Origin of the sequence: Pseudomonas sp. Leaf58 (assembly GCF_003627215.1) — a bacterium.
Lineage (GTDB): Bacteria > Pseudomonadota > Gammaproteobacteria > Pseudomonadales > Pseudomonadaceae > Aquipseudomonas.
This window is the reverse complement of sequence record NZ_CP032677.1, coordinates 3855515-3880366: the sequence shown is the minus strand read 5'-3', so window position 1 is coordinate 3880366 and position 24852 is coordinate 3855515. Positions and strand designations below refer to the sequence as shown.

General features: G+C 61.7%; 22 protein-coding genes. 15 read left to right on the top strand and 7 right to left on the bottom strand.

Annotation, left to right across the window (positions count from 1 at the left end):
* Positions 1-7: 7 nt before the first annotated feature.
* The 4 genes from DV532_RS18050 (at position 8) to rluB (ending at position 3543) form a co-directional block, all read left to right on the top strand.
* A complete protein-coding gene (locus DV532_RS18050) occupies positions 8-637 on the top strand; it encodes an L-threonylcarbamoyladenylate synthase (protein WP_056805411.1) in 630 nt (209 codons plus the stop codon).
* A gap of 125 nt (positions 638-762) precedes the next feature.
* Positions 763-1479, top strand: a complete 717-nt coding sequence (locus DV532_RS18045) for a ScpA family protein (protein ID WP_162241143.1) — start codon at positions 763-765, stop codon at positions 1477-1479.
* Positions 1466-2236, top strand: coding sequence for an SMC-Scp complex subunit ScpB (gene scpB, locus DV532_RS18040; protein ID WP_056805414.1), 771 nt, complete (start codon positions 1466-1468; stop codon positions 2234-2236). The genes DV532_RS18045 and scpB overlap by 14 nt, the downstream gene beginning before the upstream one ends.
* A 239-nt stretch (positions 2237-2475) precedes the next feature.
* On the top strand, positions 2476-3543 hold the full coding sequence (gene rluB / locus DV532_RS18035) for a 23S rRNA pseudouridine(2605) synthase RluB (RefSeq protein WP_056804984.1): 1068 nt from the start codon (positions 2476-2478) through the stop codon (positions 3541-3543).
* Positions 3544-3584: 41 nt separating this feature from the next.
* On the opposite strand, the gene DV532_RS30410 is transcribed toward rluB, so the two are convergent.
* The gene (locus DV532_RS30410; RefSeq protein ID WP_156676003.1) at positions 3585-3893 is read right to left on the bottom strand and encodes a hypothetical protein; all 309 of its coding nucleotides are present in this window, start codon (positions 3891-3893) and stop codon (positions 3585-3587) included.
* Positions 3894-4183: 290 nt separating this feature from the next.
* Here DV532_RS30410 and DV532_RS18030 point away from each other — a divergent pair, with 290 nt between their 5' ends.
* Positions 4184-5602 carry an amino acid permease gene (locus tag DV532_RS18030; RefSeq protein WP_056805417.1) on the top strand — a complete coding sequence of 473 codons (1419 nt, stop codon included), beginning with the start codon at positions 4184-4186 and terminating at the stop codon, positions 5600-5602.
* Between the two features lie 88 nt (positions 5603-5690).
* Here DV532_RS18030 and DV532_RS18025 read toward each other — a convergent pair whose 3' ends face one another.
* Positions 5691-6575, bottom strand: coding sequence for a LysR substrate-binding domain-containing protein (locus DV532_RS18025; protein WP_056804985.1), 885 nt, complete (start codon positions 6573-6575; stop codon positions 5691-5693).
* Between the two features lie 152 nt (positions 6576-6727).
* On the opposite strand from DV532_RS18025, the gene DV532_RS18020 reads away from it, so the two are divergent.
* Positions 6728-9748: an FAD-binding and (Fe-S)-binding domain-containing protein gene (locus DV532_RS18020; protein ID WP_056804986.1), complete on the top strand. Its 3021-nt coding sequence runs from the start codon at positions 6728-6730 to the stop codon at positions 9746-9748.
* A gap of 106 nt (positions 9749-9854) precedes the next feature.
* On the opposite strand, the gene DV532_RS18015 is transcribed toward DV532_RS18020, so the two are convergent.
* From DV532_RS18015 to phhA, 4 genes are all read right to left on the bottom strand, one after another.
* Entirely contained in the window at positions 9855-11054 is a 1200-nt protein-coding gene (locus tag DV532_RS18015; RefSeq protein WP_056804987.1) for an MFS transporter, read from the bottom strand.
* A 91-nt stretch (positions 11055-11145) separates the two neighbouring features.
* Positions 11146-11274 (bottom strand): hypothetical protein, encoded by a 129-nt coding sequence (locus DV532_RS30970; protein WP_015271274.1) that lies wholly within the window; start codon positions 11272-11274, stop codon positions 11146-11148.
* Between the two features lie 189 nt (positions 11275-11463).
* On the bottom strand, positions 11464-11820 hold the full coding sequence (locus tag DV532_RS18010; protein ID WP_056804991.1) for a 4a-hydroxytetrahydrobiopterin dehydratase: 357 nt from the start codon (positions 11818-11820) through the stop codon (positions 11464-11466).
* 39 nt (positions 11821-11859) lie between these two features.
* Positions 11860-12648 carry a phenylalanine 4-monooxygenase gene (gene phhA / locus DV532_RS18005; protein ID WP_056805000.1) on the bottom strand — a complete coding sequence of 263 codons (789 nt, stop codon included), beginning with the start codon at positions 12646-12648 and terminating at the stop codon, positions 11860-11862.
* 256 nt (positions 12649-12904) lie between these two features.
* On the opposite strand from phhA, the gene DV532_RS17995 reads away from it, so the two are divergent.
* Complete coding sequence (locus DV532_RS17995; protein WP_056805003.1) at positions 12905-14464, top strand: sigma-54-dependent transcriptional regulator; 1560 nt, start codon at positions 12905-12907, stop codon at positions 14462-14464.
* Positions 14465-14552: 88 nt separating this feature from the next.
* Here the strand turns inward: DV532_RS17995 and DV532_RS17990 are convergent, their stop codons facing one another.
* The gene (locus DV532_RS17990; RefSeq protein ID WP_003260110.1) at positions 14553-14807 is read right to left on the bottom strand and encodes a DUF2790 domain-containing protein; all 255 of its coding nucleotides are present in this window, start codon (positions 14805-14807) and stop codon (positions 14553-14555) included.
* Positions 14808-15205: 398 nt separating this feature from the next.
* On the opposite strand from DV532_RS17990, the gene acs reads away from it, so the two are divergent.
* The 8 genes from acs (at position 15206) to aruF (ending at position 24833) form a co-directional block, all read left to right on the top strand.
* A complete protein-coding gene (gene acs, locus DV532_RS17985) occupies positions 15206-17167 on the top strand; it encodes an acetate--CoA ligase (protein WP_056805006.1) in 1962 nt (653 codons plus the stop codon).
* A gap of 538 nt (positions 17168-17705) precedes the next feature.
* Entirely contained in the window at positions 17706-18491 is a 786-nt protein-coding gene (locus tag DV532_RS17980) for an ABC transporter substrate-binding protein (RefSeq protein ID WP_056805008.1), read from the top strand.
* Positions 18492-18579: 88 nt separating this feature from the next.
* Entirely contained in the window at positions 18580-19269 is a 690-nt protein-coding gene (locus DV532_RS17975) for an ABC transporter permease (protein ID WP_056805011.1), read from the top strand.
* Complete coding sequence (locus DV532_RS17970) at positions 19266-19964, top strand: ABC transporter permease (protein WP_056805014.1); 699 nt, start codon at positions 19266-19268, stop codon at positions 19962-19964. The genes DV532_RS17975 and DV532_RS17970 overlap by 4 nt, the downstream gene beginning before the upstream one ends.
* 19 nt (positions 19965-19983) lie before the next feature.
* Positions 19984-20748, top strand: a complete 765-nt coding sequence (locus DV532_RS17965; RefSeq protein ID WP_056805015.1) for an ABC transporter ATP-binding protein — start codon at positions 19984-19986, stop codon at positions 20746-20748.
* A gap of 99 nt (positions 20749-20847) precedes the next feature.
* Positions 20848-21828 carry a transcriptional regulator ArgR gene (argR, locus tag DV532_RS17960; protein ID WP_056805018.1) on the top strand — a complete coding sequence of 327 codons (981 nt, stop codon included), beginning with the start codon at positions 20848-20850 and terminating at the stop codon, positions 21826-21828.
* 618 nt (positions 21829-22446) lie between these two features.
* Positions 22447-23667, top strand: a complete 1221-nt coding sequence (locus DV532_RS17955) for an aspartate aminotransferase family protein (protein ID WP_056805020.1) — start codon at positions 22447-22449, stop codon at positions 23665-23667.
* A 146-nt stretch (positions 23668-23813) separates the two neighbouring features.
* The gene (gene aruF / locus DV532_RS17950; RefSeq protein WP_056805022.1) at positions 23814-24833 is read left to right on the top strand and encodes an arginine/ornithine succinyltransferase subunit alpha; all 1020 of its coding nucleotides are present in this window, start codon (positions 23814-23816) and stop codon (positions 24831-24833) included.
* Positions 24834-24852 lie beyond the last annotated feature (19 nt).

Here is a 24852-nt window from a genome sequence, read left to right as displayed (position 1 = left end):
TGACTACGTGAGCCAATTTTTCCAGATTCATGCGGAGAACCCGCAGGCGCGCCTGATCAAACAGGCCGTCGAGATCATCCGCAAGGGTGGTGTGGTGGTGTACCCAACCGACTCGGCTTATGCGCTGGGTTGCCAGATCGGCGACAAGGGCGCGATCGAGCGTGTGCGGACCCTGCGCAAGCTGGACAAGCAACACAACTTCACCCTGTTGTGCTGCGACCTATCGCAAATGGGACTTTTCGCCAAGATCGATACGTCTACCTTCCGCCTGCTCAAGGCGCACATCCCAGGGCCCTACACGTTCATTCTGAACGCCACCCGCGAAGTGCCGCGGCTGTTGATGCACGAGAAGCGGCGCACCATTGGCCTGCGCGTGCCGTCCAATCCGATTGTGCTGGCATTGCTCGCAGAGCTGGGCGAGCCGTTGATGAGCGTGAGCTTGATCCTGCCGCCCGAGGAAGAGCCGATGACGGATCCGTATGAAATCCGCCAGGCTCTGGAGCATCACGTCGATTTGATCATCGACGGTGGCTACGGTGACCTCAAGGCGTCGACGATCATTGACCTGACGGGCGATGAACCAGCGTTGATCCGTGAAGGCTGCGGCGACCCCACGCCGTTCCTGGTCGACGCGTGAGCGAGGTAGACACAGCCGAGGCGCCGGCCGCCCCCTTGGATTCGCCTCGGCAGCTGCAACTGGCGCTGGTTTATGGCGAAGCCCTGACCGAGCTGCCGCTGGACCTGTACATCCCGCCGGACGCCCTGGAAGTTATCCTCGAAGCCTTCGAAGGCCCGTTGGACCTGTTGCTGTACCTGATCCGCAAGCAGAACATCGACATCCTTGACATCCCTGTGGCGGAAATCACTCGCCAGTACATGGGTTATGTGGAGCTGATGAAAAACGTGCGCCTGGAATTGGCCGCCGAATACCTGGTGATGGCCGCCATGCTCGCCGAAATCAAGTCGCGCATGTTGCTGCCGCGCTCGGCTGAGGTCGAGGAAGATGAGGGCGACCCGCGCGCCGAACTGATCCGCCGCCTGCAGGAGTACGAGCGCTTCAAGGCCGCCGCCGAAGGCATCGACGAATTGCCACGGCTCGGCCGCGAGGTGCTGGTACCCCGCCTGGAGGCACCGCAGGCCAAGGTACGCAAGCTGTTGCCACAGGTAACCCTGGAGGAACTGCTGGTGTCCATGGCCGAGGTGATGCGCCGCAATGACCTGTTTGAAAGCCACCAGATCAGCCGCGAGACCTTGTCTACCCGCGAGCGCATGAGCCAGGTGCTGGAGCGCCTGAAAGGCGGTGGTTTTGTGCCGTTCGTTGAGCTGTTTGCCGCCGAGGAGGGCAAGCTGGGCGTGGTAGTGACCTTCATGGCGATTCTCGAGCTGGTGAAGGAATCACTGATCGAACTGGTGCAAAATGAACCCTTCGCCGCCATTCATGTGCGGCTTCGCCCGGCGCTTGTTGATGAACCTGAATGAACCCTGCGACCTGGCGTCGCTGATCGAGGCTTTTTTACTGGCGTCGGGCAAGCCGCAATCCTTGGAGCGCCTGTACGAGCTGTTTGAAGAGGCTGAGCGCCCTGAACCCAAGGTGTTCAAGCAGGCCCTGGAAGTACTTGGCAAGTCATGCAAGGGCCGTGCGTTCGAACTCAAGGAAGTGGCCAGCGGCTATCGCCTGCAAATTCGTGAAACCTTCGCCCCCTGGGTGGGGCGCCTGTGGGAAGAGCGCCCGCAGCGTTATTCGCGTGCGTTGCTCGAAACCTTGGCATTGATCGCCTACCGCCAGCCCATTACCCGTGGCGAGATCGAGGACGTGCGGGGCGTTGCGGTGAACAGCAATATCATCAAGACCATGATGGAACGCGAATGGATTCGTGTGGTTGGCTACCGCGAAGTGCCCGGGCGGCCGGCGATGTTCGCCACCACCAAGGCGTTTCTCGACCATTTCAACCTCAAGAGCCTGGAGCAACTGCCGGCCCTGGCCGAATTGCGTGAAATGGAGCCGGAGCCGCTGCTTGACCCGGATGATGCACCGGTGCCGGTGCACCTTCAGGCTTTGGCAGATGCCAGCCTTGGGGAAGAAGAGCAGGTCGCCGAGCCACAGGAGGAGACCAGCTTCCGTAGCCTGTTGGTGGAGCTGGATGCCATGGAAGAAGGCCTGAAAACCGATTTTGATGATTTGCGCGAAGAACAGCCTGAGGCCTCAGTGGAAGAAGAGGGCAAGTTGCAGCCCTGATTCTTCTGTACCGGCCCTTTCGCGGGCAAGCCCGCTCCTACACACATTTGTAGGAGCGGGCTTGCCCGCGAAAAGGCCGGTACTGCCAACACACACCATTAGGCAGAAACCCCTCACAAAGCCCACAAAACCTTCTACCCTCCAGTGCGTTCCCCGGCCGAACCGCGTATGATGCGCGGCCTTTTGGCGCATCCGTTGCCAGAAACCCCTTTTTCATTCCTACACCGGGAGGTGCCCAGATGAGTGAGCAAGACCTGCAAGATACCGAGATCACCCCTCCATCCGGCGAAAAGCTGCAGAAAGTGCTGGCGCGCATTGGCGTTGGTTCGCGCCGTGACGTCGAGGCCTGGATCAGCCAGGGCCGCATCAAGGTCAACGGCGTCGAGGCCACCCTCGGCCAGCGCGTCGACCTGCACGATGCCATTGCCGTGGATGGCAAGCTGATCAAGCGCGAGGAAGCTGCCGAGGCCACCCGCCGAGTGATCATGTACAACAAGCCCGATGGCGAAATCTGCACCCGTGACGACCCGGAAGGCCGCCCGACCGTGTTCGACCGCCTGCCACGGCCAAAAGAAGGCCGCTGGATCAACATCGGCCGCCTGGACATCAACACCACTGGCCTGCTGTTGTTTACCACTGACGGTGAACTGGCCAACCGCTTGATGCACCCGTCCTACGAGATGGACCGTGAGTATGCGGTACGTGTACGTGGTGAAGTCGATGACGAGATGATCGAGCGCCTGAAGGCCGGCGTAATGCTGGAAGACGGCCCGGCCAAGTTCACCGACATCCAGAAGGCGCCAGGTGGCGAGGGCTTCAACCACTGGTACCACTGCGTGGTGATGGAAGGCCGTAACCGTGAGGTGCGTCGCCTGTGGGAGTCCCAGGGCGTGGTGGTCAGCCGCCTGAAGCGCGTGCGTTTTGGCCCGGTCTTCCTCAATTCCGACCTGCCGATGGGCCGCTGGCGCGAAATGACCCAGGGCGAAATCGACATCCTTGCTGCCGAAGTGGGCCTGCAGCCGGTAGCGCTGCCCGCCATGAAGCTCAAGGCCAAGGACAAGATGGAGCGCCTGCAGCGCAAGTCGACCCGCCCGCTGGGCCGTGGCGAACGCGTGCGCAACCTGCGCCCGGCCAGCGAAGCTGCCGCTGGTGGCGAACGCCCGGCGCGTCAGCCGCGTGAAGAAGCCCCGCGTAAAGCGGGCCGTGGCAGCACGGTGGCCGAGCGCCCGAGCGAGATGCGCAAGCGCCCGGGCAAGCCTGATGGTGACAAGCCGGCAGGCCGTGGTCGCGGCAAGCCGCGTGGCTGATAGGCCTTTGCTTTAGAGAACCAGCCTTCGGGCTGGTTTTTTTATGGCTGTGAGAATTTGGGGCTGCTTTGCAGCCCAAGATATTGAACAAAAAGAATTTTTCGGATGACTGGCAAGTTCTCGAACCACCCTGTAAAGAAATTTATACGCCCAGGGCCGAATTCAGCCCTGATTTCAGATTTTCCTTTGGCATGTAAACAAACCTTGCCGCCGCCGACCTGGCCTAGCCTCTGCCCAGCCCCCGCCCACTCTTGCTCAAACCCCCGCCCCACGGTGTTATAGCCGCCATTGCCGTGTGCAAAAGCCTGTCCACAGAGCCAGGCTGACAAAACAACAAATGGAGGCGCCATGTACGCCGATCACTCCGCCTTTCAAGGCTCACACCACAGGATCGCTGCGTTTTTTCCCAAGGAAACGATGCAGTGCGTTGACGCCTGCGCGTTTGCAGGGGTATACAGTGCGCCGCGTTTTACCTGTGACTCCTTTGCGTACCGCGCACTCTTGATCACGCCTGGTTGACCCGCCCCGGCGGCACTTGCGTCCAAGAAACCCAAGGTAACCACCTTGCCCATTCCGCTGCGCCACGAGCGCGGTGGGTCCGATTCCGTCACAGATAAAAACAATGCAGGTGACTTCGTTCATGAGTGGACAAAACACGCATTCAGGCGAGCTCAAGCGGGGCCTGAAGAACCGCCATATCCAGTTGATCGCCCTCGGCGGTGCAATTGGTACCGGCCTGTTCCTCGGCTCGGCAGGCGTGATGAAATCCGCCGGCCCGTCGATGATCCTGGGTTACGCCATTTGCGGCTTCATCGCTTTCATGATCATGCGCCAACTCGGCGAAATGATCGTCGAAGAGCCGGTGGCCGGCTCGTTCAGCCATTTCGCCCACACCTATTGGGGGGGTTTTGCCGGCTTCCTGTCGGGCTGGAACTGCTGGGTGCTGTACATCCTGGTGGGTATGTCGGAGCTTTCGGCGGTCGGCAAGTATGTTCACTACTGGTGGCCGGAGATTCCGACCTGGGTTACGGCGGCGGCGTTCTTCGTGCTGATCAACGCCATCAACCTGATGAACGTGAAGTTCTTCGGTGAAGCCGAATTCTGGTTCGCCATCATCAAGGTGGTGGCCATTGTCAGCATGATCGGCTTGGGCGCCTACCTGTTGACCAGTGGCAGCGGCGGCCCTGAAGCCACCGTGGCCAACCTGTGGTCGCACGGTGGTTTCTTCCCGAACGGTGTCAGCGGGCTGGTGATGGCCCTGGCGTTCATCATGTTCTCCTTCGGAGGCCTGGAAATGCTCGGCTTTACTGCCGCCGAGGCCGACAAGCCGAAGACCGTAATCCCCAAAGCGATCAACCAGGTCATCTACCGCATCCTGATCTTCTATGTGGGTGCCTTGGTGGTGCTGCTGTCGCTGACCCCATGGGACAACCTGGTCGCCAGCATCGATGCGTCCGGTGGCAGCTATGGCAGCAGCCCGTTCGTACAGGTGTTCTCGCTGCTGGGCAGTGACGTGGCCGCGCACCTGTTGAACTTCGTGGTGCTGACTGCGGCGCTGTCGGTGTACAACAGCGGCACCTACTGCAACGCCCGTATGCTGTTGGGCATGGCCGAACAAGGTGACGCCCCGGCGGCGCTGGCCAAGGTCGACAGCCGCGGTGTGCCGGTGCGTTCGATCCTGGTGTCGGCCGCTGTGACCCTGATCGCAGTGCTGCTCAACTACCTGATGCCGTCCAACGCGCTGGAACTGCTGATGTCGCTGGTGGTGGCCACCCTGGTGATCAACTGGGCGATGATCAGCTACTCGCACTTGAAGTTCCGCCAACATCTGGACCGCACTGGCCAGAAGCCGCTGTTCAAGGCGCTGTGGTACCCCTATGGCAACTACATCTGCCTGGCGTTCGTGGTGCTGATCCTGGGCATCATGCTGATGATTCCGGGCATCCAGGTGTCGGTGTATGCGATTCCGGTGTGGCTGTTTGCGATGTTCGTGATCTATATGGTCAAGCCGCGTCGCAAGGTGCACGCGGGTGGGGTTGCCGGTAGCGTGGCCAAGTAAGGCGCTACAGGTAATAGAAAAACCCGAAGCCGGGTGACTGGCTTCGGGTTTTTTGTTACCTGTACCGGCGAGAGCGCCGGGGCAGGGATCAGATCTGCTCCAGCAACCAGCTTCTAAATGCCCGCAACGACGGCAACGCTTCATTGCGTGGCGGGTAGATCAGGTAGTAGCTGCGCTGGCTGGCAAACGCCTCTCCCGGGCTATACAGCTCGCCCTTGGCCAGTTCCTCCTCCACCAATATGCGCGGCACCAGCCCGATACCAATCCCGGCGCGTACTGCCTGAATCAGGTGCGAGGTCAGCTCGAAGCTCGGCCCCAAGCGCATCGCCCGGTGCGGCAGGCTGTGGTGGGAAAACCACTCACCCCAGGCATGCGGGTTGTTGGCTACGTTCAACAGCACTTCTTCACTGACCCGCGCCGGGCTCCAGCCCTGGCTGTCGGCGCCAGCTTCCGGCGGCAGGATTACCACCAATTCCTCGGCATGCAGGCGATGGCAAATCAGCCCTGGCAGGTCGTTGCTGGCCACGCCGATGGCGGCGTCGATCTCGCTGGTGTCGAAATTGATGGCTTCGATGCGTGAATGAATGTGCACTAGCATGCCGGGGTGGGCGCTGTAGAACGCATGCAGCCGCGGCAGCAGCCATTTCGAACCGAAGGTGGGCAGGGTGGCCAGGCGTAAGGTGCCCACCCCCGACTGGTAGGCCAATGCCTGCAGGGTGGCGCTGCGGATGCGCCCCAGTGCTTCGCTGAGCTCGCGCTGGTACAGGCGGCCGACATCGGTCAGCTGCACTTGGCGCCCCTCGCGGCGGAACAGGGTCAGGCCCAGTTGCTGCTCCAGCGCTTGCACCTGGCGGCTGACCGCACTCTGGGTCAGCGACAGCTCTGCGGCGGCGCGGGTGTAGCTTTCATGCCGGGCGGCGGCCTCGAAAGCCAGCAGTAGCGACATGGACGGGGTCAGATGGCGGTAATTCATTCATAAAAGTCATCGATAGCGGCAGGATTATCCGTTTGCCCCTGAAGCGAAACTACAGGAACATTGGCCTATACGTCATCCCTGCGCGGCATCACCCATGCAGGGGCGACAGGAATCCCGTGAATTAGCCCATATCAAGAGGCCATCCTTCGATGATCGCCCAGCTGTCGACCGTTGCCCCGAGCGCCAACTACCCCGAATTTCTCGAAGCCCTGCGCAATAGCGGCTTCCGTGGCCAAATCAGTGCTGACTACGGCACCCGCACAGTGCTGGCCACCGACAACTCGATTTACCAGCGCTTGCCTCAGGCGGCGGTGTTCCCGCTGGACGCCGACGATGTGGCGCGGGTCGCCACGCTGATGGGTGAGCCGCGCTTCCAGCAGGTCAAGCTGACCCCGCGCGGCGGTGGCACCGGCACCAACGGCCAGTCGCTCACCGACGGTATCGTGGTCGATCTGTCGCGGCATATGAACAACATCCTCGAAATCAATGTCGAGGAGCGCTGGGTGCGGGTGCAGGCCGGTACCGTCAAGGACCAGCTCAACGCCGCGCTCAAGCCGCATGGCCTGTTCTTCGCCCCCGAGCTGTCCACCTCCAACCGCGCCACCGTCGGCGGCATGATCAACACCGACGCCAGCGGCCAGGGCAGCTGCACCTTCGGCAAAACCCGCGACCACGTATTGGAGCTGCACAGCGTGCTGCTCGGTGGTGAGCGCCTGCACAGCCTGCCGATCGACGATGCCGCATTGGCGCAGGCTTGCGCCGCGCCCGGGCGGGTTGGCGAGGTGTACCGCATGGCGCGGGAGATCCAGGAAACCCAGGCCGAGCTGATCGAAACCACCTTCCCCAAGCTCAACCGCTGCCTGACCGGCTACGACCTGGCGCACCTGCGCGACGAACAAGGCCGCTTCAACCTCAACAGCGTGCTGTGCGGTGCCGAAGGTTCGTTGGGCTACGTGGTCGAGGCCAAGCTCAATGTGCTGCCGATTCCCAAGTACGCGGTGCTGGTCAACGTGCGCTACAGCAGCTTCATGGATGCCCTGCGTGACGCCAATGCGCTGATGGCGCACAAGCCGCTGTCGATCGAGACGGTCGACTCCAAGGTGCTGATGCTGGCGATGAAGGACATCGTCTGGCACAGCGTCGCCGAATACTTCCCGGCCGACCCCGAGCGCCCGACCTTGGGTATCAACCTGGTGGAGTTCTGCGGTGACGAGCCGGCCGAGGTCAATGCCCGGGTGCAGGCCTTTGTCGAGCACTTGCAGGTGGACACCAGCGTCGAGCGCCTGGGCCATACCCTGGCTGAAGGCGCCGAGGCGGTGACCCGCGTCTACGTCATGCGCAAGCGCTCGGTGGGCCTGCTGGGCAACGTCGAAGGTGAAGTGCGCCCGCAGCCATTCGTGGAAGATACCGCAGTACCGCCGGAGCAACTGGCCGACTACATCGCCGAGTTCCGCGCGCTGCTCGATGGCTACGGCCTGGCCTATGGCATGTTCGGCCACGTCGATGCAGGCGTGCTGCACGTGCGCCCAGCGCTGGACATGAAAGACCCGGCCCAGGCCGCGCTAGTCAAACCGATTTCCGACGCTGTGGCGGCACTGACCAAACGCTACGGTGGCCTGTTGTGGGGCGAGCATGGCAAGGGCCTGCGTTCGGAATATGTGCCGGAGTACTTCGGCGAGCTGTACCCGGCGCTGCAGCGCCTGAAAGGCGCCTTCGACCCGCACAACCAGCTTAACCCCGGCAAAATCTGCACCCCGCCGGACAGCGTCGAAGGCCTGACCAGGGTCGATGGCGTGACCCTGCGCGGCGACCTCGACCGCACCATCGACGAGCGCGTCTGGCAAGACTTCGCCAGCGCCGTGCACTGCAACGGCAACGGCGCTTGCTACAACTACGACCCCAACGACGCCATGTGCCCATCGTGGAAGGCAACCCGCGAGCGCCAGCACTCGCCCAAAGGGCGTGCCTCGCTGATGCGCGAGTGGCTGCGCCTGCAAGGCGAAGCGAACATCGACGTGCTGGCCGCGGCGCGCAACAAGGTGTCCTGGCTCAAGGGCCTGCCGGCGCGCCTGCGCAATAACCGCGCACGCAGCCAGGGGCAGGAGGACTTCTCCCATGAAGTGTACGACGCCATGGCCGGCTGCCTGGCGTGCAAGTCGTGCGCCGGGCAGTGCCCGATCAAGGTCAATGTGCCGGATTTCCGCTCGCGCTTCCTCGAGCTGTACCACGGCCGCTACCAGCGCCCGCTGCGTGATTACCTGATCGGTTCGCTGGAGTTCAGCATCCCCTACTTGGCGCACGCGCCGGGGCTATACAACGCAGTGATGGGCTCGAAGTGGGTCAGCAAGCTGCTGGCCGACAAAGTGGGCATGGTCGACAGCCCGCTGATCAGCCGCTTCAACTTCCAGGCCACGCTGACCCGCTGCCGCGTCGGCGTGGCCAGCGTGCCGGCGCTGCGCGAACTGACCCCGGCCCAGCGCGAGCGCAGCATCGTGTTAGTGCAGGACGCCTTCACCCGCTACTTCGAGACGCCGCTGCTGGCGGCCTTCATCGACCTGGCGCACCGCCTGGGCCACCGGGTGTTCCTGGCGCCGTACAGCGCCAACGGTAAGCCGCTGCACGTGCAGGGCTTCCTTGGTGCGTTCGCCAAGGCGGCGATCCGCAATGCCAGCCAACTCAAGGCCCTGGCCGACTGCGGCGTGCCGCTGGTAGGCCTGGACCCGGCGATGACCCTGGTGTACCGCCAGGAGTACCCGAAAGTGCCGGGCCTGGACGGTTGCCCGCAGGTGCTGTTGCCGCAGGAGTGGCTGATGGATGTGCTGCCGGAACAGGCACCGACCGCGCCGGGCAACTTCCGCCTGATGGCGCACTGCACCGAGAAGACCAACGTGCCGGCCAGCACCAAACAATGGGAGCAGGTGTTTGCCCGTTTGGGGCTGAAGCTGGTGACCGAGGCAACCGGTTGCTGCGGCATGTCCGGCACCTATGGGCACGAAGCGCGTAACCAGGAAACGTCGCGGACCATCTTCGAGCAGAGCTGGGCGACCAAGCTGGACAAGGAAGGCGAGCCGCTGGCGACGGGTTACTCGTGCCGTAGCCAAGTCAAGCGCATGACCGAGCGGCAGATGCGCCACCCGCTGGAAGTGGTGTTGCAGTACGCCCAGCGCTGACTTCAGGCTCCGGGGGGCTGCTTTGCAGCCCTTTCGCAGGTACGGCGCTGCCCTCAGTGTAGAAGCGGGTTTACCCGCGAAGGGGCCAGCACAGGCAGCGCAACGATCAGGCTTTTTGTAAGTGATCCCTATGCTGCCGAGCCTGCCGGTACAGATACAGGCTCAACACCCACCCACAAGCCGCCGCAGCCGCCGCAAACAAAAACATCGAGGCAAAGCCGAACCCCGCCGCCACCGCGCCCACCAGCGGCCCGGTCACCCCCAGCGACAAATCGATGAACAGCGAATACGCCCCCACCGCCGCCCCGCGGTTGGCCGCCGACACTTGGTTCACCGCCTCCACCCCTAGGGCAGGAAACACCAGCGAGAAGCCGAACCCGCTCAGCGCGGCACCCACCAACGCCAGTTCGGCGCTGGGCGCCAACCACAGCAGCAGCAGCCCAAGCGTTTCCACCGCCAGGCAGGCGATGGCCACCCGGAACCCGCCCAGGCGGTTGATCAGGTTGCCGAACAGCAACCGCGCACTGATGAAGCTGGCACCGAACAGGCTCAGGGTTAGCGCCGCATTGGCCCAGCCGCGGCTGGCGTAGTACAGGGTGATGAAGGTGGCAATGGTGCCGAAGCCGATCGACCCCAGCGCCAGCCCCGAGCCATGCGGGAACACTTTGCCCAGCACCCGCAGGAACGGCAGGCGCACGCCGCTGACAATCGGTGCCGGCTGTTTGCGCCAGGCCAGTAATAGGCCGAGCGCGCACAGCAGGATGATGCTTCCACCCATGCTCCACAGCCCTAGGCCCTTGACCATCAGCACGCCCAGCGGGGCGCCGATAGCCAGTGCGCCGTAGCTAGCGATACCGTTCCAGGAGATGACCTTGGCGGTATGACCGGCGCCGACCCGGCCAATCCCCCAACCAATCGCACCCGAGCCCACCAGGCTTTCGGCGCTGCCGAGCACCAGGCGGCCGACCAGCAGGCAAGCCAGGCTCAGCCAGGGCATATGGGTGAGGAAGGCACAGGCCAGCATGAACACCCCGCTGAGCCCGCAACCGGCCAGGCCATACATGACCGCCTTCTTGCTGCCGTGGTTGTCGATGATGCGGCTGGCGGTAGGGCGGCTGAGCAGCGTGGCCAAATACTGCACGCTGATCACCAGGCCCGCGACCACGGCGCTGAAACCCAGGTCGTTGTGCACATAACCGGGCAAAACGGCCAGCGGGATGCCGATGTTCAGGTAACCGATGAAGGTGAAGAGGACGATGGAAACAACTTGCAGAGTGACCGCAAGGGGGCGCGGTGAATCGGGCATGGGGGCCTACGAGGGTTCTGGACGGTGTGAAAACGTGATGACGGGGGTCGCCCGCAGGTCAGCCGTTTTCACACAGTCGGGGGATGCGCAGTTATTCCTGGTCAGCGCTGGATTGATCGTCACCATCCTGCTCGACGGCTGCTGCCGGTTCGGCGTGAACGGTCACGGTTGGCTCTTCTGGGTTCAGGCTTGGGAAGGGAAGATTCGGGATTTCATGCATCTCGTCGTTCCTCGCAAGTGTGAGTGAAAAGTCTGCGCCAGGCGCGTTTGGAGCTTCGCAAAGCTGGGGCAGGATACACAAGTCTGGATGACAGTTTCGGTTTTTTACCGGTCGCTTGTCGGTTTTGCGGGCGAACAGCGGATATTCTGGCCAAAAAAAATGGGGCCTGGGGCCCCATTCTCTAGGTGGTCACTTCCGGCCTTCAGCCGTCTCTGCCACTTTGTCAGTGCGCGCGCACATGATGAAGTCATTGCGGTGCAGGCCTTTGATCGAGTGGCTCCACCAGGTCACGGTGACCTTGCCCCACTCGGTCAGCAGGCCCGGGTGGTGGCCTTCAGCCTCGGCGATTTCGCCCACGGCATTGGTGAACGCCAGGGCCTGCTTGAAGTTCTTGAACAGGAACACGCGCTCCAGCTCCATGTGGCCATCACGCACTTCGATGTTCCAGTCCGGGATTTCGCGGATCAGCTCGGCCAGCTCCTCGTCGGTGACTTTCGGGGCGTCGGCGCGGCAGGCTTCGCAATGGGCTTGGTTCAAGGCATTCATGTGGTGTTTTCCGGTTCGAGTTGTTATCGGCAAGGTCGCTCAGGCTGCGATCTTGGGTGGAAACTTTGGTGCGTGCAGGCCCAGCTGCATGGCGTTATGGACCATGCCCATGATGTCTTCGTGGGCCAGATCGAACAGGCGCTTCATGTTCGGCAGCACGAAATACAGTGGTTGCAGAATGTCGATGCGGTACGGGGTACGCATGGCTTCGATGGGGTCGAAGGCCTGGTGCTCAGGTTCGCCAGACAAACTGTAGACGGTCTCTTTCGGCGACGAGAGGATGCCGCCACCATAGATCTTGCGGCCCTGCGAAGTTTCCATCAGGCCGAATTCGATGGTCATCCAGTACAAGCGCGCCAGGTACACGCGTTGTTCCTTGGTCGCGGCCAGGCCGAGCTTGCCGTAGGTGTGGGTGAACTCGGCGAACCAGGGGTTGGTTAGCAGCGGGCAGTGGCCGAAAATCTCGTGGAAGATGTCGGGCTCTTGCAGGTAGTCCAGCTCTTCCGGGGTGCGGATGAAGGTGGCGACCGGGAAGCGCTTGCTGGCCAACAATTCGAAGAAGGTCTGGAAGGGGATAAGCGCCGGTACTCGGGCAACTTGCCAGCCGGTGGTGGCGCCCAGCACTTTGTTGACCTCGCCCAGTTGCGGGATGCGGTCATGGGGCAGCTTGAGTTGGTCGATGCCGTCCAGGTACTCCTGGCACGCGCGGCCTTCGATCACTTTCAGCTGGCGGGTGATCAGGGTGTTCCATACCGCATGCTCTTGCTGCGGGTAATCGATAAAACCATGCGCATCGGGCTCGCGTGCCACGTATTGCGTCTGTTTCATGTGGCTCTCCTGGTGAGGGCTTTTCTTGTTATGTGCAGAACATACCTAAGGAATATCCCTTCGCTGGCTGCTTTGCACGGGGGCGGGCCGCTGACCGGGCAGGCTTTTTGCCGTGGTTTCGTAACGATAATTTTACAAAGTGGCGTAAGTGTCGGAAAATCCAAGGCGTCGCGCTGATGTTTTGGTCATTTTTGTCAGCTTATCTTTACGAATTTTCCGCGCGGTGTTGAAAAACATTGGCGCTTCGAGGGCCCTCATGCGTATCAAAGTGCATTGCCAAAACCGCATTGGCATCCTGCGCGACATCCTCAACCTGCTGGTTGAGTACGGCATCAACGTACTGCGTGGCGAGGTGGGCGGTGACCATGGCAACGCCATCTACTTGCATTGCCCAAACCTGATCAATTTGCAGTTTCAGGCGTTGCGGCCGAAGTTCGAGGCCATTGCTGGGGTGTTTGGCGTCAAGCGCGTGGGGCTGATGCCCAGCGAACGGCGGCACATGGAGCTGAATGCGTTGCTGGGGGCGCTGGATTTCCCCGTGCTCTCGATTGACATGGGCGGCAGCATCGTCGCCGCCAACCGTACGGCGGCGCAGCTGCTAGGTGTGCGCGTGGACGAAGTGCCGGGCATGCCACTGGCGCGCTATGTGGAGGACTTCGACCTGCCGGAGCTGGTGCGTGCCAACAAATCCCGCATCAATGGCCTGCGCATCAAGGTCAAGGGTGACGTGTTCCTGGCCGATATCGCGCCGCTGCAGTCCGAGCATGATGACAGCGAGGCGCTGGCTGGCGCGGTGCTGACCCTGCACCGTGCTGACCGCATCGGTGAGCGCATCTATAACGTGCGCAAGCAGGAGCTGCGCGGTTTCGACAGCATTTTCCAGAGCTCGCGGGTGATGGCGGCTGTGGTGCGCGAAGCACGGCGCATGGCGCCGCTGGATGCGCCATTGCTGATCGAGGGCGAGACCGGTACTGGCAAGGAGCTGCTGGCGCGTGCCTGCCACCTGGCCAGCCCGCGCGGTCAGTCGCCGCTCATGGCGTTGAACTGCGCCGGGTTGCCCGAGTCGATGGCCGAGACCGAGTTGTTCGGCTATGGCCCTGGAGCATTCGAGGGGGCGCGGGCCGAGGGCAAACTGGGGCTGTTGGAGTTGACTGCCGGTGGCACGCTGTTCCTTGACGGGGTAGGGGAGATGAGCCCACGGCTGCAGGTGAAACTGCTGCGCTTTCTGCAAGATGGTTGCTTCCGCCGCGTAGGCAGCGATGAAGAGGTGTACCTGGATGTGCGGGTGATTTGCGCGACTCAGGTGGACTTGTCCGAGCTGTGCGCCCGTGGCGAGTTTCGCCAGGACCTTTACCACCGCCTCAACGTCTTGTCGCTACACATTCCGCCTTTGCGCGAATGCATGGATGGCTTGGAAGGGCTGGTGCAGCACTTTCTTGACCAGGCTAGCCGGCAGATCGGCTGCGCCCTGCCACGCCTGGCGCCGGCAGCGATGGACAAACTCAGCCAATACCATTGGCCGGGTAATGTAAGGCAGTTGGAGAACGTCTTGTTCCAGGCCGTTTCGTTATGCGAAGGCGGTGTGGTCAAGAGCGAACATATTCGTTTGCCGGATTATGGTGTGCGGCAGCCGTTGGGCGAGTTTTCGCTGGACGGGGATCTTTCGCAGATTGTCGGGCGCTTTGAAAAAGCAGTGCTGGAAAGTTTGATGGGAGAGTTTCCCAGTAGTCGCGCTTTGGGAAAAAGATTGGGGGTTTCGCATACTACGATTGCCAACAAGTTGCGGGATTATGCGCTTGGCAAGTCAACAGATTAAGTTGGGTAATGAGTAGCTTGTTAATCCAGTGCAATATTCTTCGCCGGCCCGCCCGCGAAGGGCCCCGGAGGGGCCCCAATCTCAAGGATTAGCCGTTCGAGCAGCCGTTCCCCATCACGCGGTATTCGAGAATGTGCTTCTGTCCTTTGGAGTCCTCGTAGGTCATGCGCGCTGGCACGACTTCGCACACATTGGGCACTTCGCTCATGGAGATGACGCGGGCAATGTCCAGGTGCTGCGAGTAACTGTACTGTTCAACCGGAATCTGCTCAGCATCTTTGGCTTCGCCGGCCATTGCCGCGCCGCAAAGACTGCCAAGTACCAATACCAGTAAAGCTTTCATTTTCTATTTACCTGTCTAAGGTCGTGAGGGGGCACGCGGCGCTTATGGCGCCGCGAGTATTGCTAGTTTTAACTATCGGGTTTAGAGGGAGATTAACGCTTGCCTTCGTGGGGGCTGTTACCAGTTAGTTAATCGCCTTGCCGTTGCTGGCGAGATGAATTTTATGGCGGCGGCCAGGGCCGAAACAGTGGGTGTTTTGATAAAGTGTTTTGACAGAATCTGTAACAATCCTGTGCTAGGTGCGCCGATTTTTCCTCGTGTTGGCTGAAAGGCGCGTGCCAGAGCGCTCGGCCAGAACGGGCGTACCAAATTACTACCAACGTCGAATGGCTTTTGTCGCTCTGGTACAGTTACAAACGGTTCCATACAAAAACAACTATTACACCGAGGTAACACAGATGAGTGCGGCTCCACTGTATCCCGTTCGTCCTGAGGTTGCGGCTACTACCCTGACCGACGAGGCCACCTACAAGGCCATGTACCAGCAATCGGTGATCAACCCGGACGGCTTCTGGCGCGAGCAGGCCCAGCGCATCGACTGGATCAAGCCGTTTACCAAGGTCAAGCAGACCTCCTTCGACGACCACCATGTCGATATCAAATGGTTCGCCGACGGCACTCTGAACGTATCCTCCAACTGCCTGGACCGCCACCTTGAAGAGCGCGGCGACCAGCTGGCGATCATCTGGGAAGGCGACGACCCTTCCGAGCACCGCAACATCACCTACCGCGAATTGCACGAGCAGGTTTGCAAGTTTGCCAACGCCCTGCGTGGCCAGGACGTGCACCGCGGTGATGTGGTCACCATTTACATGCCGATGATTCCCGAGGCCGTGGTGGCCATGCTGGCCTGTGCCCGCATCGGTGCGATCCACTCGGTGGTGTTCGGTGGTTTCTCCCCTGAGGCATTGGCCGGCCGTATCATCGACTGCAAGTCCAAAATCGTGATCACCGCCGACGAAGGCGTGCGTGGCGGCCGCCGCACCCCGCTCAAGGGTAACGTCGACCTGGCGCTGACCAACCCTGAAACCAACAGCGTGCAGAAAATCATCGTGTGCAAGCGCACCGGTGGCGACATTGCCTGGCACCAGCACCGCGACATCTGGTACGAAGACCTGATGAAAGTGGCCTCCAGCCACTGCGCGCCAAAAGAGATGGGGGCCGAGGAAGCGCTGTTCATCCTTTATACCTCTGGCTCCACTGGCAAGCCGAAGGGCGTGTTGCACACTACCGGCGGCTACCTGGTGTATGCCGCGCTGACCCATGAGCGCGTGTTCGACTATCGCCCAGGCGAGGTGTACTGGTGCACCGCCGACGTGGGCTGGGTTACCGGCCACAGCTACATTGTCTACGGCCCGCTGGCCAACGGCGCCACTACCCTGCTGTTCGAAGGTGTGCCGAACTACCCGGACATCACCCGTGTGTCGAAAATCGTCGACAAGCATAAGGTCAACATCCTCTACACCGCGCCAACCGCCATCCGCGCGATGATGGCCGAAGGCCAGGCCGCTGTTGAGGGGGCCGACGGCTCTAGCCTGCGCTTGCTGGGCTCGGTGGGTGAGCCGATCAACCCTGAAGCCTGGAACTGGTATTACAAAACCGTGGGCAAGGAGCGTTGCCCGATCGTCGACACCTGGTGGCAGACCGAGACCGGCGGCATCCTGATCAGCCCGCTGCCAGGGGCTACCGGCCTCAAGCCGGGTTCGGCTACCCGGCCGTTCTTCGGTGTGGTGCCGGCATTGGTGGACAACCTGGGCAACCTTATCGACGGCGCTGCCGAGGGCAACCTGGTTATTCTCGATTCCTGGCCGGGCCAGTCGCGTTCGCTGTATGGCGACCACGACCGCTTTGTCGACACCTACTTCAAGACCTTCCGCGGCATGTACTTCACCGGCGACGGCGCGCGCCGCGACGAGGATGGCTACTACTGGATCACCGGCCGCGTGGATGACGTGCTCAACGTGTCTGGCCACCGCATGGGTACTGCCGAAATCGAAAGTGCCATGGTGGCACATGCGAAAGTGGCCGAGGCTGCCGTGGTAGGGGTGCCGCATGACATCAAGGGACAGGGCATCTATGTGTATGTCACCCTTAATGCCGGCATCGAGGCTAGCGAGCAGCTGCGCCTGGAGCTGAAGAACTGGGTGCGCAAAGAGATCGGCCCGATCGCCTCGCCGGACGTGATCCAGTGGGCGCCAGGGTTGCCGAAGACCCGTTCGGGCAAGATCATGCGCCGCATCCTGCGCAAGATTGCCACCGGTGAGTACGATGCCCTGGGGGATATCTCGACCCTGGCCGACCCGGGTGTGGTGCAGCACCTGATCGATACGCACAAGGCGATGAACCTGGCTTCGGCCTAATCCCCCCAGGCAATATCCCCTGTAGGAGCGGGCTTGCCCGCGAATGCGCCAGTTCAGACTAAGCTGTAGTCTGACTTGAAGCGTTCGCGGGCAAGCCCGCTTCTTTATTCATTGTTACCCGACATTCATCGGTAACTGTTCTGTCACCGGCCCGGCACAAGATCGGGGCGTGCGGAAACAATTCCGACCCGTTTCGGTGCATTCCCGTAGCCATTTTTGGCAACACCGCACGCTGCACTTGCCGTAGTACAAGGCTTTGCCAATAATAGGCCCAGGAATTGCTAGGTCTATAGGTTTTATTTCTTACGCTTTTGCATAATTTGCATTGGCTGTCAACATCGCCCGCAGCGGTTTCAAGCGCTTCTGTAAGTAGTTGTCGCTTTGAAGAAATATCGACTACCGGGCTGTCGCTAAAATGCCACTCACTCGCTCGTGGTCTGCGACCTTGGTCGAACCCTGCGCGGCTCGCGTTGTACCCATTCGCATATCGGGCAGCCGTTACCTGCCTTGTATTGCCCCGTACCGATGGAGTTACCTGATGAAGAAGCTCGCACTGCTTGGCGCCCTGGCGCTGTCTGTGTTTTCCCTGGTGTCGCAGGCCGATGAAAAACCGCTGAAAATCGGTATCGAAGCCGCCTACCCACCCTTCGCCTTCAAGCAACCTGACGGCAGCATCGCCGGTTTCGACTACGACATCGGCAACGCCCTGTGCGAAGAGATGAAAGCCAAGTGCACCTGGGTCGAGCAGGAATTCGACGGCCTGATCCCGGCGCTGAAAGTGCGCAAGATCGACGCCATCCTGTCGTCCATGTCGATCACCGACGACCGCAAGAAGTCGGTCGACTTCACCAAGCGCTATTACCTCACCCCGGCGCGCCTGGTGATGAAGGACGGCACCACCGTCAGCGACAGCCTGGATGAACTCAAGGGCAAGAAAATTGGCGTGCAGCGCGGCTCGATCCACGACCGCTTCGCCAAGGAAGTGCTGGGCGCCAAAGGTGCCACGGTGGTTCCGTACGGCACCCAAAACGAAATCTATCTGGACGTGGCAGCCGGTCGCCTCGATGGCACCGTGGCTGACGCCACCCTGCTGGAAGACGGCTTCCTGAAAACCGACGCCGGCAAAGGCTTTGCCTTCGTAGGCCCAGCCTTCACCGACGCCAAGTACTTCGGTGACGGCATTGGCATTGCTGTGCGCAAGGGTGACAAGGCCAACGTCGACCGCATCAACGCGGCCATCGACGCCATCCGTGCCAACGGCAAGTACAAAGAAATCGAGAAGAAGTACTTCAACTTCGATATCTACGGCCCAGACGCGAACTAATACGTTGGGTTTCACCGGTGCAATGGTGCAAACAGCAGAGGCTCTGAGGTTTGCACCATTTTTCATTCTCTAGGTCGAGGACCTCATCATGTTGAAAGGCTACGGGGCAGTCATCCTCGACGGGGCGTGGCTGACGCTACAGCTTGCCTTGTCGTCGATGGCCCTGGCCATCGTGCTCGGCCTGATCGGTGTGGCGCTGCGCTTGTCGCCGGTGCGCTGGTTAGCCTGGCTGGGCGATCTGTATTCCACGGTGATCCGTGGCATACCGGACCTGGTCCTGATCCTGCTGATCTTCTATGGCGGGCAGGACATCATCAACCGTGTCGCGCCGCTGGTGGGCTACGACGACTACATAGACCTGAACCCGCTGGTGGCCGGTATCGGCACGCTGGGCTTCATTTTTGGCGCGTACCTGTCGGAAACCTTCCGCGGCGCCTTCCTCGGTATTCCCAAGGGTCAGGCCGAAGCCGGTGTGGCCTATGGCATGAGCAACCGCCAGGTATTCTTCCGCATTCAGGTGCCGCAGATGATCCGCCTGGCGATTCCGGGCTTCACCAACAACTGGCTGGTGCTGACCAAGGCCACGGCACTGATTTCGGTGGTCGGCCTGCAGGACATGATGTTCAAGGCCAAGCAGGCGGCGGATGCCACTCGCGAACCCTTCACCTTTTTCCTGGCGGTGGCGGCCCTTTACCTGGTGTTGACCAGTGTTTCGCTGCTGGCTCTGAAGTATCTCGAAAAGCGCTACTCGGTGGGCGTCAAGGTGGTTGAGCTATGATTTTCGACTACAACGTCGTCTGGGATGCCCTGCCACTGTACCTAGGTGGCTTGCTGACTACCCTCAAGCTGCTGGCGATTTCGCTGTTCTTCGGCTTGCTGGCGGCTATCCCGCTGGGCTTGATGCGGGTGTCGAAGCAGCCCGTGGTCAACCTGGCCGCGTGGCTCTACACCTACGTGATTCGTGGCACACCAATGCTGGTGCAGCTGTTTCTGATCTACTACGGCCTGGCCCAGTTCGAAGCGGTACGCGGCAGCATCTTCTGGCCGTTGCTGTCCAGCGCCACCTTCTGTGCCTGCCTGGCGTTCGGCATCAATACCAGCGCCTATACCGCAGAAATTATCGCCGGCAGCCTCAAGGCCACGCCGCATGGCGAGATCGAGGCGGCCAAGGCCATGGGCATGTCGCGCATGAAGATGTACCGCCGCATTCTGCTGCCATCGGCCCTGCGCCGGGCGCTGCCGCAGTACAGCAACGAAGTGATCATGATGCTGCAGACCACCAGCCTGGCGTCGATCGTTACCCTGATCGACATCACCGGTGCCGCGCGCACGGTCAATGCCCAGTACTACCTGCCTTTCGAGGCCTATATCACGGCGGGCGTGTTCTACCTGTGCCTGACCTTCATCCTGGTGCGCTTGTTCAAGATGGCCGAACGCCGCTGGCTCGGCTACCTGGCGCCGCGCAAGCACTGACCGCTTTGTGAGAATCGACATGTACAAACTCGAAGTCCAAGACCTGCACAAGCGCTACGGCAGCCATGAAGTGCTCAAGGGCGTGTCCCTGTCGGCCAAGGCCGGCGATGTCATCAGCATTATCGGCTCCAGTGGTTCGGGCAAATCGACCTTCCTGCGCTGCATCAACCTGTTGGAGCAGCCGCATGCTGGCAAGATCCTGCTCAATAACGAAGAGTTGAAGCTGGTACCTGGCAAGGATGGCGCGCTGAAGGCCGCCGACCCGCGTCAGTTGCAGCGCATGCGCTCGCGCCTGTCGATGGTGTTTCAGCATTTCAACCTGTGGTCGCACATGACCGCGTTGGAAAACATCATCGAAGCGCCAGTGCACGTGCTGGGCGTAAACAAGAAGGAAGCCCTGGAAAAGGCCGAGCACTACCTGGCCAAGGTGGGTGTGGCCCATCGCAAGGATGCCTTCCCAGGGCACATGTCCGGTGGCGAGCAGCAGCGTGTGGCGATTGCCCGGGCGCTGGCCATGGAGCCCGAGGTTATGCTGTTCGACGAGCCCACCTCGGCGCTCGACCCCGAGCTGGTAGGGGATGTGCTCAAGGTGATGCAGGCCCTGGCCCAGGAAGGCCGGACCATGGTGGTGGTGACCCACGAAATGGGCTTTGCCCGCGAGGTGTCCAATCAGCTGGTGTTCCTGCACAAAGGCCTGGTAGAAGAAACCGGTTGCCCGCGCGAAGTGCTGGCCAACCCGCAGTCGGAGCGTCTGAAGCAGTTCCTCTCCGGCAGCCTGAAGTAAAAGCTGCTTTTTCGCACCAGAATAGGGCATGCTGCGCGGCGAAGCGCAGCCTGACCCGGCGCACAGACTCGAACGACCTCAGGTTTCGGACCGTACCCTATGACCACCCAGCGAATCGGTTTTCTCATCTGGCCCAGCACCAGGCCCTTGACTCTGGCGCTGGCCGAGGAAGTGTTGCTGGTGGCGCAGCGGGTGCACCCGGATGTGGTCTACGAGCTGGCTTTCCTGCAGGCAGAGCCGGCCCAGGATGGCAGTTGGCGCTTGCCGGGCGAGGCCTGGAATGGCCGCCTGGAGGGCTGCCAAAAGCTGTTTCTGGTGGCGGACGAGCAGCCGCTTGTGGTGGGTGCGGCGTTGGCCGCGGCGCTCAAGCAGTTGGCGCGCAGCGGCTGCATGGTCGGCGGCCTGTCTGCCGGGGTTTATCCGCTGGCGATGCTCGGCCTGCTCGACGGCTATCGCGCTGCGGTGCACTGGCGTTGGCAGGATGATTTTGCCGAGCGCTTCCCCAAGGTTATCGCCACCAGCCACTTGTTCGACTGGGACCGCGATCGGCTGACCGCCTGTGGTGGCATGGCCGTGACCGACCTGTTGCTGGCAGTGTTGGCCCGTGATCACGGGGCGGAGCTGGCAGGGGCGGTGTCGGAGGAGCTGGTGGTCGAGCGCATTCGTGAGGGTGGCGAGCGCCAGCGTATTCCGTTGCAGAACCGCCTGGGTTCCAGCCACCCCAAGCTGACCCAGGCAGTGCTGTTGATGGAAGCCAACATTGAAGAGCCGCTGACCACTGACGAAATTGCCCAGCACGTGTGCGTGTCGCGCCGGCAGCTGGAGCGCATTTTCAAGCAGTACCTGAACCGCGTGCCGAGCCAGTATTACCTGGAGCTGCGGCTGAACAAGGCGCGGCAGATGCTGATGCAGACCAGCAAGTCGATCATCCAGATTGGGTTGTCCTGTGGTTTTTCCTCGGGGCCGCATTTTTCCAGTGCCTACCGCAATTTCTTTGGCGCCACGCCGCGGGAAGACCGCAACCAGCGGCGTAGCAGCAGCCCGTTTGAATTGAGTTCGGCGCCTGCTGAAAAGGGTTGAGGTTTCGGGTGGATTCGGGGCGTATGCCTTGGGGGTGAGGGTGGGGCGGAAATCGAGCGCCGCCCGCGCGGCGCTTCGCGGGACAAGCCCGCTCCCACATTTGTTGCAACGTGCCGAACCTGTCAGGCCATGGTTGTCAGCCTGGTTGCCCTGGCCTGATTTCTCGGCTGGCGCTGCTGCCGCCCCACCTGCCTCAAGCCATGCACCAAGGCGGGCAACGCCTCTCCAACAGACATGGCCACGTTGCAACAAATGTGGGAGCGGGCTTGCCCCGCGAAGCGCCGCGCGGGCGGCGCTCGATCTCACAGGCGCAGAAAGTGTCAAGGCTAATACCCGCGAAGCGCCGCGCGGGCGGCGCTCGATCTCACGGGCGCCACACGGACATCGCCGACATCCCGCCCCTCACAATCCTGTGTGAACACCCGTTCACCCAGCTCCCTCTCTCCCGTACACTGCGCGATTGCGACAGTGTTTGTCGCATTGCCGAAAGCCTTGTCAAAACTGGGTTTTGCGCTGTAACAAGTTGTCGCTTGGCCGCAAGGACAGGCGCGGATCAGTCCTTACAATCCCCCCATCGCTCGCCACTTCCAGGCCAGCGTTCCTCTTCAGGAGACTCAGATGTCCGTTGAGCAAGCCCCGGTGCAACGTGCCGATTTCGACCAGGTCATGGTCCCTAACTATTCTCCGGCGGCCTTCATTCCTGTGCGAGGCGAGGGTTCCCGTGTTTGGGACCAGTCAGGTCGCGAGCTGATCGACTTTGCCGGTGGCATTGCGGTCAACGCCCTGGGCCACTGCCACCCGGCGCTGGTCAAGGCCCTGACCGAGCAGGCTAACACCCTCTGGCACGTTTCCAATGTGTTCACCAACGAGCCGGCCCTGCGCCTGGCTCACAAACTGGTGGACGCCACCTTTGCCGACCGTGCGTTCTTCTGCAACTCTGGCGCCGAAGCCAACGAGGCCGCCTTCAAGCTGGCCCGTCGCGTTGCCCATGACCGTTTCGGCCCGGAAAAGCACGAAATCATCGCCACCGTGAACAGTTTCCACGGCCGTACTCTGTTCACCGTCAGCGTCGGTGGCCAACCGAAGTATTCCGACGGCTTCGGCCCGAAGATCACCGGCATCAGCCACGTGCCATACAACGACCTGGAAGCGTTGAAAGCTCAAATTACCGACAAGACCTGCGCTGTGGTGATCGAGCCGATCCAGGGCGAGAGCGGCGTGGTGCCGGCCGACAAGGCCTACCTGGAAGGCGCGCGCAAGCTGTGTGACGAGCACAACGCTTTGCTGATATTCGACGAAGTGCAGACGGGCGTGGGCCGGACCGGCTCGCTGTACGCTTACCAGCACTACGGTGTAACCCCCGACATTCTGACCAGCGCCAAAAGCCTGGGCGGCGGCTTCCCGATCGGCGCCATGCTGACTACCACCGAGCTGGCCAAACACCTGGCCGTTGGCACCCACGGCACCACCTACGGTGGCAACCCGCTGGGCTGCGCCGTCGCCTGTGCCGTGCTGGACGTGGTCAACACTCCGGAAACCCTGGCCGGCATCAAGGCCAAGCATGAGCGTTTCAAGGTCCGCCTGGAGCAGATCGGCCAGAAGTACAACCTGTTCACCCAGGTGCGCGGTGTTGGCCTGCTGCTGGGCTGCGTGCTGACCGAGGCCTGGCAAGGCAAGGCCAAAGACGTACTCAACGCCGCTGAGAAAGAAGGCGTGATGGTACTGCAGGCCGGCCCGGACGTGGTCCGCTTCGCCCCAAGCCTGGTGGTTGAAGACGCCGATATCGATGCAGGTCTGGACCGCTTCGAGCGCGCTGTGGCCACCCTGACCCAGGGCTAATTCGCCCGCGGTCCCTTCGCCGGTCACCGCGTAGGCTCAACCCGCGCCTGGGCCGGGCCGGCGATACCCGATTCCAGTGCAAATGCCGGTGCATTTGCCGTTTTCCGTGCCGCCGTTAGCGGCCCGTATTCCAAAGGAGTGACACCATGCTGGTGATGCGCCCCGCGCAAATGGCTGATCTGAACGAAGTGCAGCGCATGGCTGCAGACAGCCCCATTGGTGTCACCTCGCTGCCGGACGACACTGCTCGCCTGGGCGACAAGATCGCCGCATCCGAGACTTCATTCGCCGCCGAGGTCAGCTTCAACGGTGAAGAAAGCTACTTCTTCGTGCTCGAAGACAGCGAAACCGGAAGGCTGGCGGGTTGCTCGGCGATTGTCGCTTCGGCTGGCTATTCCGAGCCGTTCTACAGCTTTCGTAACGAGACCTTCGTGCACGCCTCGCGCGAGCTGAAGATCCACAACAAGATCCACGTGCTGTCGCTGTGTCACGACCTGACCGGCAACAGCCTGTTGACCAGTTTCTATGTGTTGCCCGAGCTGGTGAACAGCGGCTGGGCCGAGCTCAACTCGCGTGGCCGTCTGCTGTTCATGGCTGCGCACCCGGAGCGTTTCGCCGACTCCGTGGTGACCGAGATTGTCGGCTACAGCGACGAGCAGGGTGAATCGCCGTTCTGGGACGCCATCGGCCGCAACTTCTTCGACCTCAACTACGCCGACGCCGAGCGCCTGTGCGGCCTGAAGAGCCGTACCTTCCTCGCCGAGTTGATGCCGCACTACCCGATCTACGTGCCGCTGTTGCCTGACCTGGCGCAGGAAGCCATGGGCCAGGTGCACCCGCGTGCGCAGATTACCTTCGACATCCTGATGCGCGAAGGCTTTGAGACCGAGCACTACATCGACATCTTCGACGGCGGCCCAACCCTGCATGCGCGCACTTCGGGCATCCGCTCGATCGCCCAGAGCCGGGTGGTGCCGGTGAAGATCGAGGAGGCCCCGGCCAAAGGCGGGCGCCCATACCTGGTGTGCAACGGCCAGTTGCAAGACTACCGCGCGGTGCTGCTGGAGCTGGATTGGGTGCCGGGCAAGCCGGTTAGCCTGAGCCTGGCCGCCGCCGAAGCGCTGGGGGTGGGCGAGGGTGCCAGCGTGCGCCTGGTCGCGGTCTGAGGTCTGGCAACAGACGTTT

What these genes read in the sequence shown, in the direction of transcription:
- aruF (WP_056805022.1), top strand. Translation starts at nt 23,814, where the DNA reads ATGCTGGTGATGCGCCCCGCGCAAATGGCTGATCTGAACGAAGTGCAG.
- DV532_RS17970 (WP_056805014.1), top strand. Translation starts at nt 19,266, where the DNA reads ATGATTTTCGACTACAACGTCGTCTGGGATGCCCTGCCACTGTACCTA.
- DV532_RS17965 (WP_056805015.1), top strand. Translation starts at nt 19,984, where the DNA reads ATGTACAAACTCGAAGTCCAAGACCTGCACAAGCGCTACGGCAGCCAT.
- acs (WP_056805006.1), top strand. Translation starts at nt 15,206, where the DNA reads ATGAGTGCGGCTCCACTGTATCCCGTTCGTCCTGAGGTTGCGGCTACT.
- DV532_RS18010 (WP_056804991.1), bottom strand. Translation starts at nt 11,820, where the DNA reads ATGAATGCCTTGAACCAAGCCCATTGCGAAGCCTGCCGCGCCGACGCC.
- rluB (WP_056804984.1), top strand. Translation starts at nt 2,476, where the DNA reads ATGAGTGAGCAAGACCTGCAAGATACCGAGATCACCCCTCCATCCGGC.
- DV532_RS30410 (WP_156676003.1), bottom strand. Translation starts at nt 3,893, where the DNA reads ATGGCGCCTCCATTTGTTGTTTTGTCAGCCTGGCTCTGTGGACAGGCT.
- DV532_RS30970 (WP_015271274.1), bottom strand. Translation starts at nt 11,274, where the DNA reads ATGCATGAAATCCCGAATCTTCCCTTCCCAAGCCTGAACCCAGAAGAG.
- DV532_RS17975 (WP_056805011.1), top strand. Translation starts at nt 18,580, where the DNA reads ATGTTGAAAGGCTACGGGGCAGTCATCCTCGACGGGGCGTGGCTGACG.
- DV532_RS18025 (WP_056804985.1), bottom strand. Translation starts at nt 6,575, where the DNA reads ATGAATTACCGCCATCTGACCCCGTCCATGTCGCTACTGCTGGCTTTC.
- DV532_RS17980 (WP_056805008.1), top strand. Translation starts at nt 17,706, where the DNA reads ATGAAGAAGCTCGCACTGCTTGGCGCCCTGGCGCTGTCTGTGTTTTCC.
- DV532_RS17955 (WP_056805020.1), top strand. Translation starts at nt 22,447, where the DNA reads ATGTCCGTTGAGCAAGCCCCGGTGCAACGTGCCGATTTCGACCAGGTC.
- DV532_RS18020 (WP_056804986.1), top strand. Translation starts at nt 6,728, where the DNA reads ATGATCGCCCAGCTGTCGACCGTTGCCCCGAGCGCCAACTACCCCGAA.
- argR (WP_056805018.1), top strand. Translation starts at nt 20,848, where the DNA reads ATGACCACCCAGCGAATCGGTTTTCTCATCTGGCCCAGCACCAGGCCC.
- DV532_RS18015 (WP_056804987.1), bottom strand. Translation starts at nt 11,054, where the DNA reads ATGCCCGATTCACCGCGCCCCCTTGCGGTCACTCTGCAAGTTGTTTCC.
- phhA (WP_056805000.1), bottom strand. Translation starts at nt 12,648, where the DNA reads ATGAAACAGACGCAATACGTGGCACGCGAGCCCGATGCGCATGGTTTT.
- scpB (WP_056805414.1), top strand. Translation starts at nt 1,466, where the DNA reads ATGAACCTGAATGAACCCTGCGACCTGGCGTCGCTGATCGAGGCTTTT.
- DV532_RS17995 (WP_056805003.1), top strand. Translation starts at nt 12,905, where the DNA reads ATGCGTATCAAAGTGCATTGCCAAAACCGCATTGGCATCCTGCGCGAC.
- DV532_RS17990 (WP_003260110.1), bottom strand. Translation starts at nt 14,807, where the DNA reads ATGAAAGCTTTACTGGTATTGGTACTTGGCAGTCTTTGCGGCGCGGCA.
- DV532_RS18030 (WP_056805417.1), top strand. Translation starts at nt 4,184, where the DNA reads ATGAGTGGACAAAACACGCATTCAGGCGAGCTCAAGCGGGGCCTGAAG.